The organism is Paenibacillus sp. JDR-2 (assembly GCF_000023585.1).
GTDB lineage: Bacteria > Bacillota > Bacilli > Paenibacillales > Paenibacillaceae > Pristimantibacillus.
Window position 1 is genome coordinate 3,523,675 of record NC_012914.1, and the last position, 19,239, is coordinate 3,542,913.

Consider the following 19,239-nt stretch of genomic DNA (forward strand, 5'->3'; position numbering starts at 1 on the left):
CATTCGCTAAACAGACATTGAATACTAGCATGTCCCTTTAAAGTCCGAAACATTCTTTAGGCAGCGAAAAAGATATTGCAGACCGATTCCTCATGCAATAGACGGTAAAAATTTGCATATACCAATTTACGGCAGGTTACACTATGTGTCAGGAGGTCTAGCGCCATGACGGATGTGAACAGAACAGAGAGCCGGAATGGCGAATTGCCAGCGGCTCTGTCTCTTTTTATGGAACAGATTCAAGCCCGGTTTGGCACAAGCAGTGATCTGATCTATCGACAGTTACGGATTGGAGCATACCAGGCTGTAATCATATACATAGAGGGATTAAGCGAGCCCCGCTATATTATTGAAGCGATTCATAAGGACAGCTCTTTATTCGAAGCTATGGATAGCGGGCATCCCGCAACATGCCAGCAGCTGTTGTACGAAAGAACCATTACGCAAGGCAAAGTGGGATTTATCCGAACTTACGAGGAGCTTGAAGCTCAACTGTTAAGCGGAAATGCCATTGTATATATAGAAGGGGCAACCACAGCGCTGTATGTCGGAGCAGCGGCGCTTAAGCAGCGAGCCGTGCAAGAGGCAACCTCCCAATCGGTGGTTCGTGGTCCGCGGGAAGGCTTTACGGAGTCTTTGCAGGAAAACACGGCCCTTGTCCGGCGTCGAATTCAAAACCCCAAGCTCCGTAACGAGTACCGAAAGTTTGGAGAACAGACGAATACCGGTGTCTCTGTCATGTATGTAGAAGGGATAGCGGACCAACAGGTGCTTACCGAGCTTCGAAGAAGGCTGGATAAGCTCAAGCTCGATAGCGTGCTAGAAAGCAACTATATCGAAGAAATGATTCAGGATAAGAAATACAGCCCCTTTCCAACCGTCTATAATACGGAACGTCCGGATGTCGTCGCTTCGGCGCTGTTGGAAGGGCGTATTGCGATACTGGTTGAAGGCACGCCGTTTGTTCTTATCGTTCCTGCCGTGTTTGCGCAATTTTTTCAGTCCAGCGAGGATTATTATCAACGGGGAGACTTTGCGAGTCTGGTACGTCTGCTCCGCTACGTGTGCTTTCTGGTTTCTTTGCTGACACCATCTTTTTATATTGCGATTACAACGTTTCATCAAGAGATGATTCCGACCAACCTGCTCGTTAGTCTGATCGGGCAACGCGAAGGAATACCGTTTCCCGCTTTTATCGAAGCGATGATTATGGAAGTTACGTTTGAAATCTTGCGGGAGGCCGGGATCCGCCTGCCGAAATCGATTGGTCAGTCCGTATCCATCGTAGGTACGCTTGTTATCGGACAAGCGGCCGTAGAGGCAGGGCTGGTGTCGGCGGCTATGGTTATCGTAGTCTCCATTACCGCGATTTCGAACTTTGCCTTGCCGGCCTTTAATATCGGCATATCGGTTCGGATGCTCCGTTTTATCATCATGGGAATTTCCGCATCCTTTGGACTGTACGGGATCATTATCGCGATGATTATGATCGCCATGCATCTTTGCAGCCTGCAGTCTTTAGGCGTTCCTTACATGAAATCAATGGCTCCAATGAACTGGAATAGCCAGAAGGATACCTTCCTGAGGCTATCGCGCCGAACCGTAAAAAAGTATTTCAGCAAAGAGTAGTTAATGCCATTAATTAAAAGGCGGGATCGTTGCCGATGTTCAAGCGCAGATGGGCTCTCTCCTTAATAATAATAAGCTTGATGTTGCTGCCCGGGTGTTGGAGCCGGAAAGAATTGAATGAATTGGCCGTCGTAATGGCGCTAGGAGTCGACCTTCACGAGAAAGGCTTCACAGTGTCGGCGCAAGTTCTGAATTCGGGGAGTCTCGGCAAGCAAAAAGAAAATTCGTTCGGCAGTCTGCCCGTTGTTACTTACAAAGCAACGGGTGCTACTATACCGGATGCCCTGCAGCGTATGCTTAGCTCGGCGCCGCGATTAATGTACCTTTCCCATATTCGCGTGCTTGTGCTTGGAGAAGGGTTAGCCCGCAAAGGGATAAGCGATGTGCTTGATTTCGTAGCTCGTGACCATCAGCTTAGGGATGACTTCTATATGCTGGTAGCCAAGGGCTCCAAAGCGGATGAGGTGTTGGAAATCATGACGCCATTCGAACATGTCCCGGCAAGTTCCCTTTATTCTTCCATTATGGTTGCCAATAAGAATTGGGCGGCTACAGGCAAAGTAACAATTAAAACATTTGTTACCGAGCTTGAGAGAGGCGGTTCCAACCCTATCCTGTCGGGAGTCGAAGTGCATGGCAACGTCGACACGGGAAGCTCCTTGAAAAACATTCAGGCAACTACGCCCAAAACGATGCTGCATCATGCGGGGATTGCCGTATTCCAAAAAGATAAGCTTGTGGGTTGGCTGGACGAGTCCGCGAGCAAGGCTGTCAATTATATGTTGAATGGCGTTAATACGACCATCGGGAATATTCCATGCCCCGGTGATGACGGATCGGTCGGCTTTATTATTTACGGAGCCAAGAGAACCTACGGTGTAAAGCTTAACGAAGAAGGCAGGCCGGAATTTTCGGTGAAATTGAAAATAGAAGCGAACGTAAACGCCGTACAGTGCACGATCGACCTTAGCAAAGCGGCCAATATGGAAGAAATCGGCCATATTTTGGAGGATAAGTTCAACAGTAATATATCCCGGCACATTAAGAAGGTTCAACAGGAATACGGCTCGGATATATTCGGCTTTGGCGAGGAGCTCCATCGGAAATATCCGAAGGCATGGAAGAAGTACCGCGAGAATTGGGATGAGGTCTTCCGGACCTCCCCGGTGTCTGTGAAGACGGAAGTCCAAATGCGGCGTGTCGGTTCCATCGTTCAATCGCTGGAGCGGCAGATGGAGGAGAAATGAACTGGGATATTGGACTGATGGTATTTCTGGCGGTTGTTCTTGTGACGGAAATTCCAAAAATAGTAAAGTTCAAATCCGCGCGGGATATGACAGCCTTTCTCCTTGTATGGGGATTAGCTACTGTGGCTTTGATAGCCAATTGGCTGGAATGGCCTTATCTTCGGCCCCTAGATTGGGTGAAAGCTGTAACCGGACTTTTAACAGGTTGATGAGAAAGGGGAACGCACTTGGTGATGCAAGACAAACAAGCACAAATCGATACGAAGCAGTTCTTTATATTTGCCTTTTGCCTGACGATTGGTACATCCATTCTGGTCACGCCTGCCGGGATCGCGCATATAGCCAGGGAAGATGCATGGATTGCTTCGTTGATTAGTCTCATCATTAACGCGGGTATGGTTATTCTCTATATCGCTCTTTGCCGCCTTTATCCCGGCCAAACGCTGTTCGAGATCCTTGAGAGCGTCTTTGGCAAATGGCTGGGGAAGGGAATAACACTGCTCTATTTATTTTATTTTCTTGTATTATCCGGAACCTTGTTAGGGAATCTTGGTTTCTTCCTAACCAGTGAAATGATGCCGGAAACGCCGATAGAGGCTATCGAAATGTTATTCCTGTTTGCAGCGGTTATGAGTGCGCGCTTAGGGGTTGTGGTGCTGGCGAGAGTCAGCGAGCTCCTGTTTCCGTGGGTATTCTTCCTGTATCTTATCCTGATTCTTTCTCTTACTCCCCAGATTCAGTGGGAGCATATCCAGCCTGTGCTGGAGGAAGGCATGATGCCTGCGCTTAAGGCTGGCGGACATAACTCCATGTTTCAAGAGCTTGTTGTCTTAATGATGTTTTATCCGTTGATAAACACGAATAAAGGCAGCTGGAAGCCTTACCTTACCGGATCACTGGCAGGCAACCTTGCTCTATTTCTCATTGTGCTCCTAAGCATCCTGGTGCTTGGAATCGAACAAACGGAGAACAGCACCTTTCCGGCTTTTGAACTGGCCAAAGATATTAACGTAGGCAATTTTTTTCAAAGGGTAGAGGGCATTTTGATTACGATTTGGATTTTAACCTTCTTTATCAAAATTTCGTTGCTGTTCCATTCGACTTTAAGCGGCCTGCGTACCGTATTCGGAATGAAGGATCCCAGTCATCTGATTCTGCCGCTTGCCGTCATTTTCATCATAATCGCTTGGAATACCTATATTAATACCGTTTATGTCGGCGAAATTATTCAGAAGGTATGGGGGAAAGCCTCGTCTTTTTATTTAATTATTGTTCCGGTTCTGCTTTTAGGTCTTGGATTTGTGCGACAAAAATGGAAAACAGCGCACCAATCCTCTTAAACGGATCGTAAAACAGAAAAAATGCGGTGGTTTTTGAAAAAACCGCACAAATCATGATTCACAAGCCGTGTCGAAGATACTATACTTGTTCCTAGATAATGATAATCAATTTCATTTATAGGAGTCAGTCGAACATGAAAAAAATGACGCGCTTTACACAATCGGCAATTATTCTAATGTTAATTGCCCTCTTGGCCGCATGCGGCAGCAACAATAACGGAAATGCGGAGTCAACCACGCCTTCGGCCAATGCTTCATCGGCGAGTTCGTCCGAAGAGCCTGCTGACGATAACGCAGTACGTACTTTGAAGGATGCAATGGGGCATGAAGTGAAAGTGCCTGCCCATCCGAAAAAGGTGCTTGCGCCGTTTCTGGAAGACCCGCTTACCGCACTAGGCTTAAAGCCAGCGGCACAATGGGGTGCTGCCGGCGTACCGCAGCAATATTTGCAGGATCAGCTTAATGACGTTCCTGTCTTGAATATGGAGGGCGGGATGAAGCCGGAGGAGGCTCTGTCCTACAGCCCTGATCTTATCATCTTCCTGGCGCCGACTTATCTGGCGGACGGAAGCTACGAGCAATTTGCAAAAATTGCTCCAACCTATGTCTTGTCCGACAACGAAGCGGACTGGCGGGGAAATCTAGAGAAGCTAGGCGCGCTGCTCAATGAAGAAGAAGCCGTAAAGACGGCACTTGAGAAGTTTGACAAGAAGGTAGAGGATGCGAAGGCACAGTTAGGCGCTATTCCTGCCGAGAAAACAGCTGTCCTGCTGCAAGCGGACGGAGAGAAGGGCTTTAAGCTGTTTGGACCAAACTTCTATGGGGGCGAGACGCTCTACAAAACGCTTGGATTCAAGCAGCCTGCCTTTGTAACGGGCGATTACGATACGTTCTCGATTGAGAAGCTTGCGGATTTGAAGGACGTTGATTATATCTTCGTCATCTCGGGTCCGGGACGCGGCAAGCCTCCTGCAGACAATTCATTGTGGAAGTCTTTACAGGCGGTCCAGAACAACCAAGTATTCGATGCGGATTCCGGCCATTGGTTTAACGCCAATATTATCGCTAACGGACTCATCATTGACGATGTATTAAAGGTTATCCATGATTAATAAAAGAACCGGTCCTGGCCAGCAATCAATGATTGCGGCCAGGCTTTGTTATCGGCTGTTGAATATACAGGTGCTTCGGGATGATCCGCAAGCGCCTGTTTCCGATCGTTCCTTTATCAAGACGGATTCCCAATTGCTACTCCTGTCAAATTCAAGTGACGGACGACTAATTATAGACGGGCGGCTGCACCTTCTGAAGCCGGGCTGGATGTATGTCTGTGCGCCTGGACAATTAATCGAATGGACCAATTATGTCGGTCAGCCGCTGGAGCTGTTAATGCTTGAATTCCTTTCTCTTGAACGGACGACAGTATCCAAGGAACCTCAAGACCCCTCCCTGGCATCCGGCTCAGAGCCGCTTTTCCCGTTCCTGAGCGAGCCTGTAATATCTCCCGCCGTAGTGTCCGGTCAGCTATACGATACGATCCGGGATAGCTGGAAACAGGGTACGGCATCGGCTTGGCTTCGTTCTGAAGCGGGGATGCTCGAGCTGCTTAGTCTTGTGTTATCCCATCAGGAGCGGCAGACGGAAATGGCGCTAGAGATGGCGCGGCTAGAGCTTGAACGGCACTATACGAGCGAAATTGCCATTGACTCGCTGGCGCGTATTGCTGGACATAGCCGCTTTCACTTCATGAGGTTGTTCAAGGAGCGTTATGGCAAAGGGGTAGCCGAGTATAGAACGGAGCTTAGGCTTCGGGAAGCTAAGCGTCTCATGAGCGAAGAGAATTTGACGCTTGCCGAAATCGTTGAGCGGATTGGCTACAAGAACGAAAGCTATTTCAGCAGCTTGTTCAAGAAGCACACGGGTTTCGCACCGGTTGTTTACCAGCGGAACCGGCAGCAGAGGATCGCCGCGTATAGCTGGATTAACTTCGGGCAGCTGTTAGCGCTGCAGATGATTCCGATTGCAGCGCCGCTCGATCAATATTGGACCGACCGCTATCGGAATAGATACGATTTTGAAGTGATAACACCGCTTAGCCATCACTATGAATTTAATCTTAATGCCCTTCGTCAAGCTGATCCCGACCGAATTGTGGCGATTGAAGAATTTATCCCTCCGGAAGAACAAGATAAGCTAAGAGCGCTGGCACCTGTCTTATTTCTTAGCTGGAAGGATAATTGGCGCTCTCATCTGACGAAATTGGCCCGGTTCTTGAACCGTGAAGAGGATGCCGAGGCATGGCTGAGAAGGTACGATCGGGATGTTATCGCCGTCAAAAATAAAATAGCTCCGCAACTAGGCCGGAAAACGGTTCTTGTGCTTGCAGTCGGAAACAGCCAATTATCGGTATGGGGTTATTTAGCGGGCACTGTTCTCTACGATGATCTGGAGCTGGGTATGCCAGAGGCTGTACGGGATATTGAATGGCTCAAGCAGGTAACGTCTTCCGAGTTATCAGGCTTCCAGGCTGACCGGATTCTTGTTCATATTGAACGGACCAAGGCTGCGGAGGAGCGATGGGCGTTGCTTTCCCGAAGCCAGGACTGGCATTCGCTGCCGGCAGTACAGGCCGGAGCTATTCATATCGTGTTCGGATACGGATGCTTTGAGGGACCATGGAATGAGTATGCGGCCGAACCTATAGGACGATTGCTGAATGATATACCTGGGCTGTTTGGTCTTGCGGAGGGTTAGGATCAGGTACGGGGACCCTATTAGAAAACCATACTCCATATGGTATAATAGAGGAATATTTCCTATCTTAACGAGGAGCCCATGAACTGATGCCAAATCTTACAAAGCTATTTATCAGCTCCGTTGCTCAGGATGCATTGACGCCGCTAAGAAACCGGACATTCGAGGAATTTACCTTGCTGGGCCATCAGCCGGAGATGTATGAGCGAACATTCGGGCCTTGGCCGATGGATGTAAGCGGGGTAGAGCACTGTTTGAACAAGGTCAGGGAATCCGATATTTTTTGCCTGTTTCTCTATAATAAAGGCGGCAGCATGACCGACACGGGCTACACGGTCACACATCGGGAATTCTTGACGGCTCTTAACGCAGGAAAAACATTGTTTCTCTATGCGGAGCCTACCGTAACGAAGAAATATTTTATGTCCGTTCGCCGGGCTATGTATAACTTTATTGAGCGATACAAGCAAAGTCATCGCAGAGAGCCGTCCAATCGCGAGCTAATGGATCATCTCGAGCTGACCGCGGAAGCTCAGCCCTCCGAAATTCCGAGCAAATACGAAATCGATCTGTATATTTGGGTCATGCTCTATGACATTATCGACAGACATGGCAACTATCTGCTAGATATGCCGATTGGGGTAGGTATCGATTGGAAGCCTGTACTTAGCGATATTCTAAGAGAAGGGGCTTCTTACTTTCCAAAAAAAGCGGAATACATGGAAAGTATAGATACCCTTGCGGCGTTAGTGGAGTTCTCCGAATTTGTTCAGAAGGTTGTTAAGGACCATCTGATAATCCGGGAGCTGTCACAGCTAAGGCTGTTATTGGCACGTCTTCAAGGCACTATCAAAGGGGCGGAGATCAAGCAGCTCCGTATCCATGACCTTACGCTTGGCAAGCTTCGAAACTGTGCGGCGATCTGTCTGTTTCGGCACAACAATGACGTATTGTCCTGCATTGAGGCGGCAGGGGATACGGCCGGCGGCTATTCGTTTCATGTGAGCGACCCTAACTCTTACGTATCTTTTACATACAACACAAGAGACGAAGGAGAGCCGGTATTGTTCTATACGGAGGCCAAACGTACGTTTTACCTGTTGTATAAGCTGGGAGAGTACGTGATCTCTTATCATTTTCCCGAAGAAACAAAATGGAACCAAAATATGTACGTGGACTACACGGATGATATAAAAAATGGTATACTGATGGCATCTTCCAACGTTATGATTTTTGATTTCATCCATTCCGCATTAAGGGGGTTGCAGAAATGAGCTTGAACAAAATTAAGATGCGACGGGTTCAGAACACGGACCATCCCAAATATTCGATTCATCCTGATTTTAACCCTGCAACCAAGGTCGTAATCGTCAACAAGGGGATTACGATTGGCTTAACGGGACGCAAATTGCCTGAGCTGCCTAAGGATTCCGTTTTGTTTGTCGATACGAATCGTACAGACACGTACACTTCCCGCAACAAGCTGCAGCGGATGAAAGAACTTAACCAATCCTTAAAGAGCTCAATCCTCGTATCGGAGGCATAATAGAAAATTTAACTAGGACCCGCAGCTAGCGGGTCTTTTGTGTAAATATCGGGTAATAACATTCTGAACAAGGAGGCGGCTTACCGTGGAAGAAGTGAATTTTAATCAACAGAACATGTTCGCGCATGTTTTTAACTATGCTCCGATTGGAATCGCATTGATCTCACTCGACCGAAGGTGGATTGACGTTAATCCGGCTGCATGCCAGATCCTCGGACATAAAAGGTCGGAGCTGATGACGCTTGATCCGGCCGAGCTGATTTTCTCATCCAGACGCGAGAACCTGAGCAGAAAGTTCAAGCAGCTGTTGGAAGGAAAAATCCCGACCTTAAATCTGGAAAAAAGATATCTGCTGAAAGACGGCGCTATCGTATGGGTGTCCCTGCACATCTCCTTAGTTAGAGACGGTTCGGACGGGCAGCCTTGGTATTATATCGCCCAAATCGTTGATATTACCGCAACCAAGATGAGCGAGCAGAAGCTGCAGGAATCGGTAGAGCGATATACGTCACTTAAGAAATACAATCACGATACGATCATATCCTTCGACCTGCAGGGCAAGATTATCGGCGGAAACGTGATGGCGGAGAAGTTGACCGGGCGGCTGGTATCGGAATTAATCGGGACAAGCATTGCCAGCGTTATTGGGGAAGACAAGCTGGCGCGCATACTGGCCGATAATGAACCGTATACCGAAATTGAAAGCTCCATTAACGATGTCCTGCATGTAGACGGTTCTTATGTAGAAGTTCTGGTTACGATCGCGCCTATTATCGTAAATAATCGAAGCATCGGCTTCTATTTGCTGATCAAAGACATTACGGAACAGAAAAAGCTGCTGATCGAAAAAGAAACGGCCGTGCGTACAAATGAGGTGAAGAGCGAATTTATGGCAATGATGAGCCACGAAATCCGCACTCCGATGAACGGGGTAATCGGTATGACCGATTTGCTTCTTGATACGCCGCTGGATGAAGAGCAGAAGGAATACGTAACAATTATACGTAAGAGCGGGGAAACGCTGCTTGGCATTATTAACGATATTCTCGATTTCTCTAAAGTGGAATCCGGCAATGCGGAATTGACGGAGGAGCCTTTTAATCTAAATACGGCAATTGCGGAAACCTTTGATACCTTAATGCCCAAGGCAATGGAGAAAAATCTGGAGTTCAAGGTATGCATCAGTCCGGGAATTCCGCAAAATATTATTGGCGATTCACTCAAGATCCGTCAGATTATGCTGAACTTGATCGGCAATGCCATCAAATTTACGCCAAGAGGTTCTATCGGCGTCTCCATAGACAAAGCCGAGGCCGAAGGCGCGAATGTCAGACTTCATTTTGCCGTAAAGGATACGGGGATAGGAGTTCCGGAGGACAAAGTGCCTTATTTGTTTGAGCCGTTCTATCAAGCGGATCATTTTATGGTGAGGCAGGAGGGCGGAACCGGTCTAGGACTTGCCATTACGCGTAAGCTGGTTCAATTAATGGACGGCCAGATTTACTGCGAGCCCAATCCTGGCGGAGGAACGATATTCCGGTTCCATATTTTGATCCAAGCCGAGCTGCTGACGTCAATTCCAGTACATGAATCCATTACGGAAAAAGCGCCGCAGCCGGAGGAGGAACTCTCCATTCTGATCGCGGAAGATAACGAGGTTAACCGTCTGGTGTTGATCCGTATGCTGGAAAAGCTTGGCTATCGTCCAAAAGCGGTATCCAACGGTGCCGAAGTTGTGGAAGAGGTTCGCAGGAAGAAATACGATATTGTATTTATGGATATACAGATGCCGGTTATGAATGGAATGGAAGCATCGAAAATTCTACGCAAGACCATTGAACCGGGTAATCTGCCTTACATCGTTGCCGTCACGGCAAACGCGCTGGTTGGCGACCGGGAGCGGTATATGAGTGCGGGTATGAACGAATATATCAGCAAGCCCCTGCACAGCTCGGCTGTTCTTACCGTGATTCAGAAATGCTTAGAAGGTAAGCGAAGGAAAATAACGAGTTAACTCTATAGTAAATAATAAGCCGCGCAGGAGCGCGGTTTTTTGCTGCTTCTTTTAGGTGAGAGAGCATTGTTGTGCGTAACGCTTATGTAAATCTGCAATGAAAACGTTACTAATTTGTGCGGTATTTTGGGCAGACTGGTTGTGCTATAGTTGTCGCATTCGAACAGATAGGTATGGAGGATGTGTAACGATGATTGCAAAAATCAACTTGGAAGGCATTTGGGAGCTTCAACTGGACGAAGAGAAAACAGGTTTGCAGGAGCCCTTTAACGATACCATTGCGTTACCCGGAACAACCTCGTATGCAAGAAAAGGAAAGCGCAATCAAAGCGTAAATGTGGATTGCCTCACCGATGAGTATGCGTTTGAGGGCTGGGCTTGGTACTCCCGCAAATTCGATATTCCGGAAAGTCTTGCTATAGCCAGCGTTAAGCTGTACCTCGAGCGCACGCGTGTAACAACGGTCTGGATCGACGGGGAGGAGCTGGGGACTCAGAACAGCTTAAGCGCGCCGCATCAGTATGAATTAGTGAAGCCGCTGACGGAGGGCAGCCATACGATTACGGTCCGGGTGGATAATACGAGCTATCCGACCAAAGGCGGGCATATGACGTCGCGGGACACGCAGACCAACTGGAACGGGATAACGGGACGCATGGAACTGCAGTTTTACGGTGCGGCATTCCTGGTGGATGTTCGGACATATCCGAATGTTCAGGATCGGTCGCTAACCGTTAAGGCCACGCTGGTGGGAGCAGCAGCAGGGAGGGTCAGCGTCTCGGCGGTAAGCGCAAACGGAACTAGCCGGCATGAAGTTGAAGCTAAAGTTTACGACGTCTCTGGCGGAGATTTCGAGCTTAGTTATCCGCTTGGGGAAGAAGCGCTCCTCTGGAGCGAATGGTCCCCGAATTTGTATAACCTGAAGCTCGGATTATTGCAGAATGACGGTACAACGGATGTGCATGAGTCAACCTTTGGCTTGCGGTCATTCCGAGCAGAGGGCAGCTCCTTTACGATTAACGGCGCAAAAACATTCTTGCGGGGCAAGCATGACGGTTTGATTTTCCCGTTGACCGGCTTTGCTCCAACAACGGTAGAGGAATGGCTGCAGGTGCTTAATACCGCAAAGTCTTACGGAATTAACCATTATCGGTTCCACACCGCCTGTCCGCCTGAAGCGGCTTTTGAAGCCGCGGATTTGCTCGGTATTTACATGGAGCCTGAGCTGCCGTTCTGGGGCACCGTAACGGACGAGACATACGACAATCATAATGCGGAAGAACAGCAGTACCTGATCGAAGAAGGCTACCGGATGCTGAAGGCGTTCGGCAATCATCCTTCCTTTGTCATGATGTCGCTAGGCAATGAGCTGTGGGGCAGCAAGGAACGCATTGACGAAATTTTGAAAAATTACAAGGCGTTTGATAACCGACCGTTGTATACGCAAGGATCCAATAATTTTCAGTTTGTCCCCGTCATTCTGGAGCATGAAGATTTCTATTGCGGCGTGCGCTTCTCGCGCGATCGTCTGATCCGGGGATCTTACGCGATGTGCGATGCTCCGCAAGGACATATACAGCTTGGACCGGAAGGCACGTTGTCCGATTATGATGATGCGATCCTGCCGCAAGCAGACAAGGGGAATACGGGGAAAGCCGCAGAACAAGGCGGCACCATCCAGATTCAATACGGAACGGAAACGAAAACCGTTGAAGCAGATGCTGCCGATAGTGAATTCGTGTCGCATATTCCGGTCGTCTCCCATGAAATTGGACAATACCAAACGTATCCAGACTTTAACGAGATTGGCAAATATACAGGTCCTCTCAAAGCACGTAACTTTGAGGTATTCAAGCGGCGGCTGGAAGAGAAGGGATTGGACCATCTCGCGGAAAAATACCATTCTGCCTCCGGCCAGCTTGCTGTCGACAGCTATAAAGAAGAACTGGAAGCCGCGTTCCGTACAAAGCAGCTGGCTGGCTTCCAGCTTCTGGACCTTCAGGATTTCAGCGGGCAAGGAACCGCGCTTGTTGGAGTGCTGGATGCGTTTATGGATTCCAAGGGGCTTGTATCGCCTGAGGAATGGCGGACCTTCTGTTCGGATGCGGTGCTTCTGGCACGGTTTGCGAAGTACAATTACAAAGCAAAGGAATCCTTCGAAGCTTCGATTCAGCTCCGTTACCTGAGGCCTGAACCGCTTGCAGGGTTCAAGCTGGAATGGGCGCTGGCCGCAGGGGAAACTCAACTGGCAAGCGGGGAAGCAATCGCTTCGGCAAATGCTTCAGGCGACTATGTGGACATTGGCCAAGTCTCGTTCAGCATGCCAGATGTACGGACGATGACGAAGGTATCTTTCCAGCTGCGCATTGCCGGCACCGACATTCGGAAATCTTATGATCTGTGGATTTACCCGGACGGAATTAAAGCCGACAAGAGCGGATTAAACCTGTTCAACGGGCTGACCGCAGAAGCTGCCGCCCTGCTTGAGAAGGGTGAACGCGTTGTCATCATGCCTAATCCGGAGCAACTGGTGAATGCCATTGAAGGAACTTATTGCGTGGACTTCTGGTGTTACCCGATGTTCCGTTCTATCTCGGAAAGCATGAACAAGCCGGTGCCGGTTGGCACAATGGGATTGCTTATCGATCAAGAGCATCCGCTGTTTAAGCTGTTCCCGTCCGAGATGCATTCCACGGAGCCGTGGCGTCAGATTGTGGAAAACTCCCGCTCCATCATTTTGGATGGCACGGACCGGACATTGCAGCCAATGGTTCAAACGATCGATAACTTCGAGCGCAACCATAAGCTTGGAATGGCGTTCGAATGCAAGGTTGGAGCGGGAAGCCTGCTTGTCTGCGCCGTGGATGCCGAGCTGGCTGGACAAACGCTGGAGGGACGCCAGTTCCTGAACAGCCTGTACCATTACGCGAACTCCGAAGACTTTAAGCCGTCAGCAAGCCTCGAGTTGTCCAGACTGCGCGAGCTGCTGCGTTAAAAAGAATAATAAACATACAAATACGCCTGCTTCGGTTATGCCGAGGCAGGCGTATTTGTGCTGGCAGGTTCTAAGAATGTTAGAACTGATAGAGCAAGGACATAAGGATTAATATTTTAATTAGATGCAGGAGAAAGGAATGAGCAGACGATGAGCAGAAATGTAATCACAGCCCTGTTTGGGCTTGTTGCCGTGTTATGGACGTTAGGTTTCATTGTAATCCACCCCTATTCAACTTCTGCTACGAACGATATTTACTTAATCCCTGAAGGGTATGAAGGCGATATTCGAGTTAATTACAACGTTCAAGGCGCACCGGCACTACTGAAGGAAGGGGAATATGATGTTATCCCGGTTGGGGAAGACGGAATCTATAATACCTCCAAGGCCGAAATGGAATACGGAATAGTGACAGATCTCTATTTCTATGTGAACGCAGCCGGAGATTGTACTCCGGTTGATAAGCTTTGCGTGTGTGTCAAAGGTAATGGGTCTTCCGAAATCGGTTCTAGACATACGGATCTATCCATAACCCGGACGAAATGCGGAGAGGATTACATGGTGTGGGGCAGGCAACCCCGGTAGCGATACTTTAAAATTGGGAATAAAGTCCAGTTTTTATTAATCTCTTCTTATTCATGATTCATGGACCGGATTATCGAGTATGATTTGGAAAGAGGATCAGCCGGCTTTCTTGGGGAAGGCCGGGTAAGGAGGGATGGATACGGATACGATATGGCGGATCCGAAGCGTGGTTAGAGATTATGCGGAAGCGGTATACCAATTCATCCGGGAAATACCTAAAAGATATGCCTGGCTGACAACGGTCTATGCGGTCTGGTGCTGGATATCGCTGCTGCTGTTTATCGCGGGATTATTCCTGTATCGCGATTCGCGTACGATGCTGGTTCAGTATTTATGGTCATTTTACGTCATGCTGCAGTTCTGGCTGTTATGCCGCAGCAAGACCTTTACGTGGAAGAAGACGGCCCTGTTTATGCTGCTTGGAATTTTCCTCGTTATCCCGGTTACGGCCTGGACATTGATGGGCGTGCATGGTCTGGTCGGAGGCCGGACATCGGATACCTGGTCTCAAGCGGTTATTACTCCCATTGTGGAGGAGATATGGAAGCTGCTTCCTCTAGGCTTGTATTTATTGTTCTCGCGGCGGGCATCCGCGATGAGTCTGAGCGATTACATCCTAGCTGGAGCAGCATCAGGAGTAGGCTTTCAATTGATGGAGGAACTAAGCCGAAGATGGCTAAATTCCGGGATCATCGGAAGGACATACGGGTACAGCACAACGATGTTAGGCGGCGAGACCATCCACTGGGATATCTGGACGTTGTTCCCCGGCCGATTCGAGGAAAGCATTTTTCCGACCATCATGACCGTCAGTCATCCTGTACATACGGCAATGGTTGCATTAGGGCTGGGGCTTGCGGTACGATACCGCAAACGGCTGACCCATTGGATTTTTACTCTGCCCGCGATGCTGCTGGCGTGGTCCATTCTGGACCACGCCGCCTATAACGGGCAAAATTCTTTGCCGGAATGGTTCATGACGGTAAGCAAGTGGACCGGCAGCGGCTATCATACGAAAAATACTTTTCTGCTGATGCTGTTATTGGGCATTATTCTGGATTACATCGCGCTTAACCGCGTAAGAAGTCAGCTCCCGATGCTGGCACGCGAACGGTTCCTTGACCCCCTTAGCGAGATCATTCAAATGTGGGGAGCTTTTTTCCTAAAGAGGGAAAGTTTCTCCACTGTCATAGCTTTGGCGAGGGAACGGCGGGAGATGGGCTTTTCGTTGCTGTATGGGAATGACGAAGCGGTATCCGTTCAAGAGGAATTGCGCGCAAGGATGCAGCACCATTACCGGGTGGCGGCAGGACTTGCCTTGCTATTGTTAGGCGCGGGTATTCTGGCAGGTTTTACTGTTTATTGGCAGGGACATATGCAGGTTGAACCCTCTGCATGCTTCTCCTGTATGTTCGACTCGCTTCAGAATTGGTGGGACCGTCTCAGCTTTAGAGAAAAAGGAGCTATTCTGCTAGGAGCTTTTTCTCTAGCTCTGCTGTTTGTTGGCTTCTGGCCGGCGCTTGGCTTTGCCTTTACCGCGATTAGTATTCCTGCCAGCGGTCATGAAATAGCGAAGGACATTCGAGATCCGAAGCGGCTGCTTACTCCCGAGAATGCCGCTGCTACGCTGCTTGCGCTGGCTCTCAGCCGCGTGCCGTTTGGGCGATTGGCCAAAAAAGGCGGCGAGCGTCTTCAGAAATGGCTCGAGAAGCTGCTAAAGCGTAAGGGTAAGGCTGAACCGGACATCCCGCGTAAACAGCCGGACGTTGACGGGCCGAAAGAGAAAAGCGATAGCGGCAAACCGGAGGAGAAGGAGCCTTCCAAGAGCCCGGAAGGTGAAGATTATGTTCACTGGAGCAAGGCCAAATACAAAGGCGTTGAGCTGTATGACAGCCGCAACGGAGCTTTGGGCGAGTTTGACGGCATCGACGTTGAGAACGGTATTTTCTATGAAGCCAAATCAGCCGAAGGCTTGAACCGCATTCATCCCAAAACCGGCAGACCGCAGCAGACGCCGCAGCAGTTCACGGATAAACAGCTCTACCAAAAGACAAAAACCCGAATTAACAATTTGATGCAAAAAGCGGTAGGCACGCGTACGACGCCGGACGGGACATCCGATATTCCCAACCTGGAAGATATTAAAAGCATTCGCCGCTTTCAGTTTCAGCTTGACGGAGACTCGCCGGAGCTGCGCGCCGCCGCGGAAAACAGCTTGAACCGGCTGCGTCAGGAGTTTCCCGATTACACATTCTCAATCAGATTTGGAGTGAAATAGACATGTCGATCAGCGCATTTATACTCGATCCTGAAGATGAGTTCGAACGTGCATTTATGCTGCCGGTTGCTACGGAAGCATTCTATAAGCAGTACTGGGAGCCTGCAACCGAGGAACTGGGGCTTCAATGGACGCCGTTATTCCAAGGCGGAACGGATGTGGAGCATGAAGATGTTCCCCTCATCCTGGAGGAGATCGGTAAACTGAAGGAATGGGTGACCGCCAGAATGGACGGAGAAGCACAGGAGCATATGCTGCGGAGACTGAAGCTGCTCGAAACGGGACTGCCAAGTGCTTTTCGACGAGGAGACACGGTTGTGCATATCGGTTAATGCGAGAGGGAGAAGTTATGGATTTTCTGAAGGATAACCGGACACGGATCACGAACGGGAAATCATTGATAGACGGGCTCTGAAAAGTTGATTGTTGTAGAATTAGATTGGAAAATAGATGAAATTATTGTTATAGTACTATTAATTGTCATTTTCATAGAGGAGGTAAGCGATGAGATTAGCGGAAGCGCTTGTCCTGCGGGCGGACTGCCAGCGGAAAGTGGCGCAGATTAAGCAACGATTGGAAAGAGTCATAAAGGTTCAAGAAGGCGAGAGTCCTGCGGAATCACCTGCGGAGCTGCTGAACGAGCTGAAGAAGACGCTCGAAGAGCTAGCTGTCTGGGTGAAGAAGATCAATAAGACTAACTCTTTAAGCGCTTTTGATGCAAACACAACATTGGCAGAAGCATTGGCCGAACGCGATCGCATCATGCAGCATCGCAATATTCTAAATGAACTGCTCAGTACGGCTTCCATTCGGCAGGAACGCTATTCGAGGCAAGAAGTAAAGTATTATACGACGGTTGAGATTACCGAGCTCCAGAGTGAGGTTGACGATCTGTCGAGGAAATACAGGGAATTGGACTTTAAAATTCAAGAGAAAAATTGGAGCACGGATTTACTCGAAAACTAATCAAGTCGGTAACCGAAATCATACAGGCGAGTGCAACCCGCCAACGGGTAGTTGGACCTCCGATGCAGGTGCTGGGCCATGCCTGCAAAACTTCATGATTTAGCCCGATATTGTAACAAGAGTGCGCGTAAGCACGCAACTAGGCCGTATTTTTTTAATTGTAACTACCATGTACTGATGTATGAGCTCGGTGAGGGTGGGTTCGGGGGCTTAATTAGAAGAACAAGAAAGACAGTCGGCGGATGCCGACTGTCTCTTTTTTTGTTTTATGAGATCACCTAAAAATGCCATGGATACATAATACAATACATAATTTTTCAACATAAGTCTATTACTTTTTTGGCATTAATTGTATCGTATTAAAGCGGCCGCAATAAATGAAAGGGAGGAAGCCCTGCATGATTACGCTTCAAAAAATTACGTTGGATAACCGTCGTGACATCTTTAATCTGGAGGTATCCGGTGATCAAAAACGTTATGTTGCTTCGAATCTCTCAAGCGTAGCTTCTTGTTATGTACTTGCTACCAATGGGGGAGCTCCGTTTCCGTTTGCTATTTATGCGGATGAGCAGCCTGTGGGATTCGTCATGATTACGTATAAAATAACCAGCTACGATCTTCCGTCATTTGCGGAAGACAGCTATTGCATCTTGCGTCTGATGATCGACGCGAAGCATCAAAACAAAGGGTACGGAAGGGAAGCCATGGCGAAAATATTGGCGTTTATCCGCACCTTCCCGGCAGGACCAGCCCGTTATTGCTGGATTCCGTATAAAAAGGAAAATACGCCAGCCAGGAAGCTTTATGAAAGCTTTGGCTTTCGCGACAGCGAAGAGGTCCTTCATGACGAGGAGATAACCGTTTTACGGCTCTAAAGGAGGAGGAAGCTCTCATGGATGACAAGAGGTATCTGGAAGAGGCTTTGCGAGCCTACTCGTTTGAAGAACCGGCGATTGAGTTCATCCGTCATAACGAGAATATGACTTACAAGATCACGAATAAGAGTGAAAGTTATTTGCTGAGAATGCACAAGCCGATCGCCCGCAATATGGAAGGGGTCCAGACCACACCGGAAGCAATCCGCTCTGAATTGGATTTTCTGCTGGCTTGGTCTGCTCATTCCGAACTGCCTGTTCAGACTCCTGTTGCCAATAGTGATGGGGAACTGGTCTCTATGATACGGATCGGCCAAGAAGAGCGCCCCTGTACCGTCTTGGAATGGATTGTTGGCGATGTCTTGTCAAAGCAAGATATGAACTGCGAGGAAGAAGCCCGTACCCTGGGTACTCGAATCGCGAAGCTCCATCAATTCTCGCAAAGCTATGAGAAGGGACCGGCTTGTATCCGGCCGGAATATGGAACGGAATGGATTCATTCCATGATCTATAAATTGCGGCGCGGAGAAGAGTACGGGATTCTCTCCGGCAAAGATTATCAAATTCTCGAACGGACGATGGGGATGATGATTGAATGGATGACTTCATGGGAATCAACCACTGAAACCTGGGGGTTCATTCATGCGGATATCAACTACAGCAACTTGATACGTTCTCCCAAAGGAATTTCAATGATTGATTTTGGTTTGTCGGGATACGGGTATTATGCGATGGATCTCGCAATGGGCGCTTTACTCGTTGAGAGCAAGCATAGGGATGCCTTTCTCGCCGGCTACGGCAGCTGCGTGACAGGAAGCATGGATCTCGCTCAGCTAGAAGCTTTTATGTTTCTTGCGATCGTTGGCTACTACACCTTTGTATTAAGCCAGCCCGATAAGTTAAGTTGGATTGAAGATCATATTTCCGGGCTAATTAATCATATCTGTCTGCCGTTGCTAAGCGGTCAAAGAGTGTTCTACACGATCTAAAATGAAGATTACTGATGGGAA

16 protein-coding genes are annotated in these 19,239 nt (G+C 48.7%); all 16 read left to right on the forward strand.

Annotated elements, in window-relative coordinates:
* Positions 1–165: 165 nt before the first annotated feature.
* The 16 genes from PJDR2_RS15540 to PJDR2_RS15615 all read left to right on the forward strand — a co-directional run bounded on the left by PJDR2_RS15540 (position 166) and on the right by PJDR2_RS15615 (position 19,218).
* Positions 166–1,629, forward strand: a complete 1,464-nt coding sequence (locus PJDR2_RS15540; RefSeq protein ID WP_015844663.1) for a spore germination protein — start codon at positions 166–168, stop codon at positions 1,627–1,629.
* A gap of 35 nt (positions 1,630–1,664) precedes the next feature.
* Positions 1,665–2,876, forward strand: coding sequence for a Ger(x)C family spore germination protein (locus tag PJDR2_RS15545; RefSeq protein ID WP_015844664.1), 1,212 nt, complete (start codon positions 1,665–1,667; stop codon positions 2,874–2,876).
* The gene (locus tag PJDR2_RS15550) at positions 2,873–3,085 is read left to right on the forward strand and encodes a hypothetical protein (protein ID WP_015844665.1); all 213 of its coding nucleotides are present in this window, start codon (positions 2,873–2,875) and stop codon (positions 3,083–3,085) included. The genes PJDR2_RS15545 and PJDR2_RS15550 overlap by 4 nt, the downstream gene beginning before the upstream one ends.
* A 24-nt stretch (positions 3,086–3,109) precedes the next feature.
* A complete protein-coding gene (locus tag PJDR2_RS15555) occupies positions 3,110–4,216 on the forward strand; it encodes a GerAB/ArcD/ProY family transporter (protein ID WP_015844666.1) in 1,107 nt (368 codons plus the stop codon).
* Positions 4,217–4,350: 134 nt separating this feature from the next.
* The gene (locus PJDR2_RS15560) at positions 4,351–5,328 is read left to right on the forward strand and encodes an ABC transporter substrate-binding protein (RefSeq protein WP_015844667.1); all 978 of its coding nucleotides are present in this window, start codon (positions 4,351–4,353) and stop codon (positions 5,326–5,328) included.
* Positions 5,321–6,970 carry an AraC family transcriptional regulator gene (locus tag PJDR2_RS15565; protein ID WP_015844668.1) on the forward strand — a complete coding sequence of 550 codons (1,650 nt, stop codon included), beginning with the start codon at positions 5,321–5,323 and terminating at the stop codon, positions 6,968–6,970. Before PJDR2_RS15560 ends, PJDR2_RS15565 begins: the two co-directional genes overlap by 8 nt.
* A gap of 89 nt (positions 6,971–7,059) precedes the next feature.
* On the forward strand, positions 7,060–8,244 hold the full coding sequence (locus tag PJDR2_RS15570) for a DUF4062 domain-containing protein (RefSeq protein WP_015844669.1): 1,185 nt from the start codon (positions 7,060–7,062) through the stop codon (positions 8,242–8,244).
* Positions 8,241–8,516, forward strand: a complete 276-nt coding sequence (locus tag PJDR2_RS15575) for a hypothetical protein (RefSeq protein ID WP_015844670.1) — start codon at positions 8,241–8,243, stop codon at positions 8,514–8,516. Before PJDR2_RS15570 ends, PJDR2_RS15575 begins: the two co-directional genes overlap by 4 nt.
* An 85-nt stretch (positions 8,517–8,601) precedes the next feature.
* Positions 8,602–10,530 (forward strand): PAS domain S-box protein, encoded by a 1,929-nt coding sequence (locus PJDR2_RS15580; protein WP_015844671.1) that lies wholly within the window; start codon positions 8,602–8,604, stop codon positions 10,528–10,530.
* Between the two features lie 190 nt (positions 10,531–10,720).
* A complete protein-coding gene (locus PJDR2_RS15585) occupies positions 10,721–13,525 on the forward strand; it encodes a sugar-binding domain-containing protein (RefSeq protein WP_015844672.1) in 2,805 nt (934 codons plus the stop codon).
* 150 nt (positions 13,526–13,675) lie between these two features.
* Positions 13,676–14,110: a DUF6843 domain-containing protein gene (locus PJDR2_RS15590; RefSeq protein WP_015844673.1), complete on the forward strand. Its 435-nt coding sequence runs from the start codon at positions 13,676–13,678 to the stop codon at positions 14,108–14,110.
* A 133-nt stretch (positions 14,111–14,243) separates the two neighbouring features.
* Positions 14,244–16,388, forward strand: a complete 2,145-nt coding sequence (locus tag PJDR2_RS15595; protein ID WP_150106495.1) for a PrsW family glutamic-type intramembrane protease — start codon at positions 14,244–14,246, stop codon at positions 16,386–16,388.
* Positions 16,389–16,390: 2 nt separating this feature from the next.
* Positions 16,391–16,720 carry a hypothetical protein gene (locus PJDR2_RS15600; RefSeq protein WP_015844675.1) on the forward strand — a complete coding sequence of 110 codons (330 nt, stop codon included), beginning with the start codon at positions 16,391–16,393 and terminating at the stop codon, positions 16,718–16,720.
* A gap of 172 nt (positions 16,721–16,892) precedes the next feature.
* Entirely contained in the window at positions 16,893–17,354 is a 462-nt protein-coding gene (locus PJDR2_RS15605) for a DIP1984 family protein (protein ID WP_015844676.1), read from the forward strand.
* A 398-nt stretch (positions 17,355–17,752) separates the two neighbouring features.
* On the forward strand, positions 17,753–18,229 hold the full coding sequence (locus tag PJDR2_RS15610; RefSeq protein WP_015844677.1) for a GNAT family N-acetyltransferase: 477 nt from the start codon (positions 17,753–17,755) through the stop codon (positions 18,227–18,229).
* A 17-nt stretch (positions 18,230–18,246) separates the two neighbouring features.
* Positions 18,247–19,218 carry a phosphotransferase enzyme family protein gene (locus PJDR2_RS15615; protein WP_015844678.1) on the forward strand — a complete coding sequence of 324 codons (972 nt, stop codon included), beginning with the start codon at positions 18,247–18,249 and terminating at the stop codon, positions 19,216–19,218.
* The last annotated feature ends 21 nt before the right edge of the window (positions 19,219–19,239 follow it).

Bases quoted from the DNA above. Each gene is read 5' to 3' on its own strand.
- PJDR2_RS15610 (WP_015844677.1), top strand. From the start codon at position 17,753: ATGATTACGCTTCAAAAAATTACGTTGGATAACCGTCGTGACATCTTT.
- PJDR2_RS15590 (WP_015844673.1), top strand. From the start codon at position 13,676: ATGAGCAGAAATGTAATCACAGCCCTGTTTGGGCTTGTTGCCGTGTTA.
- PJDR2_RS15545 (WP_015844664.1), top strand. From the start codon at position 1,665: ATGTTCAAGCGCAGATGGGCTCTCTCCTTAATAATAATAAGCTTGATG.
- PJDR2_RS15615 (WP_015844678.1), top strand. From the start codon at position 18,247: ATGGATGACAAGAGGTATCTGGAAGAGGCTTTGCGAGCCTACTCGTTT.
- PJDR2_RS15565 (WP_015844668.1), top strand. From the start codon at position 5,321: ATGATTAATAAAAGAACCGGTCCTGGCCAGCAATCAATGATTGCGGCC.
- PJDR2_RS15550 (WP_015844665.1), top strand. From the start codon at position 2,873: ATGAACTGGGATATTGGACTGATGGTATTTCTGGCGGTTGTTCTTGTG.
- PJDR2_RS15605 (WP_015844676.1), top strand. From the start codon at position 16,893: ATGAGATTAGCGGAAGCGCTTGTCCTGCGGGCGGACTGCCAGCGGAAA.
- PJDR2_RS15555 (WP_015844666.1), top strand. From the start codon at position 3,110: ATGCAAGACAAACAAGCACAAATCGATACGAAGCAGTTCTTTATATTT.
- PJDR2_RS15595 (WP_150106495.1), top strand. From the start codon at position 14,244: ATGGATACGGATACGATATGGCGGATCCGAAGCGTGGTTAGAGATTAT.
- PJDR2_RS15540 (WP_015844663.1), top strand. From the start codon at position 166: ATGACGGATGTGAACAGAACAGAGAGCCGGAATGGCGAATTGCCAGCG.
- PJDR2_RS15575 (WP_015844670.1), top strand. From the start codon at position 8,241: ATGAGCTTGAACAAAATTAAGATGCGACGGGTTCAGAACACGGACCAT.
- PJDR2_RS15600 (WP_015844675.1), top strand. From the start codon at position 16,391: ATGTCGATCAGCGCATTTATACTCGATCCTGAAGATGAGTTCGAACGT.
- PJDR2_RS15570 (WP_015844669.1), top strand. From the start codon at position 7,060: ATGCCAAATCTTACAAAGCTATTTATCAGCTCCGTTGCTCAGGATGCA.
- PJDR2_RS15585 (WP_015844672.1), top strand. From the start codon at position 10,721: ATGATTGCAAAAATCAACTTGGAAGGCATTTGGGAGCTTCAACTGGAC.
- PJDR2_RS15560 (WP_015844667.1), top strand. From the start codon at position 4,351: ATGAAAAAAATGACGCGCTTTACACAATCGGCAATTATTCTAATGTTA.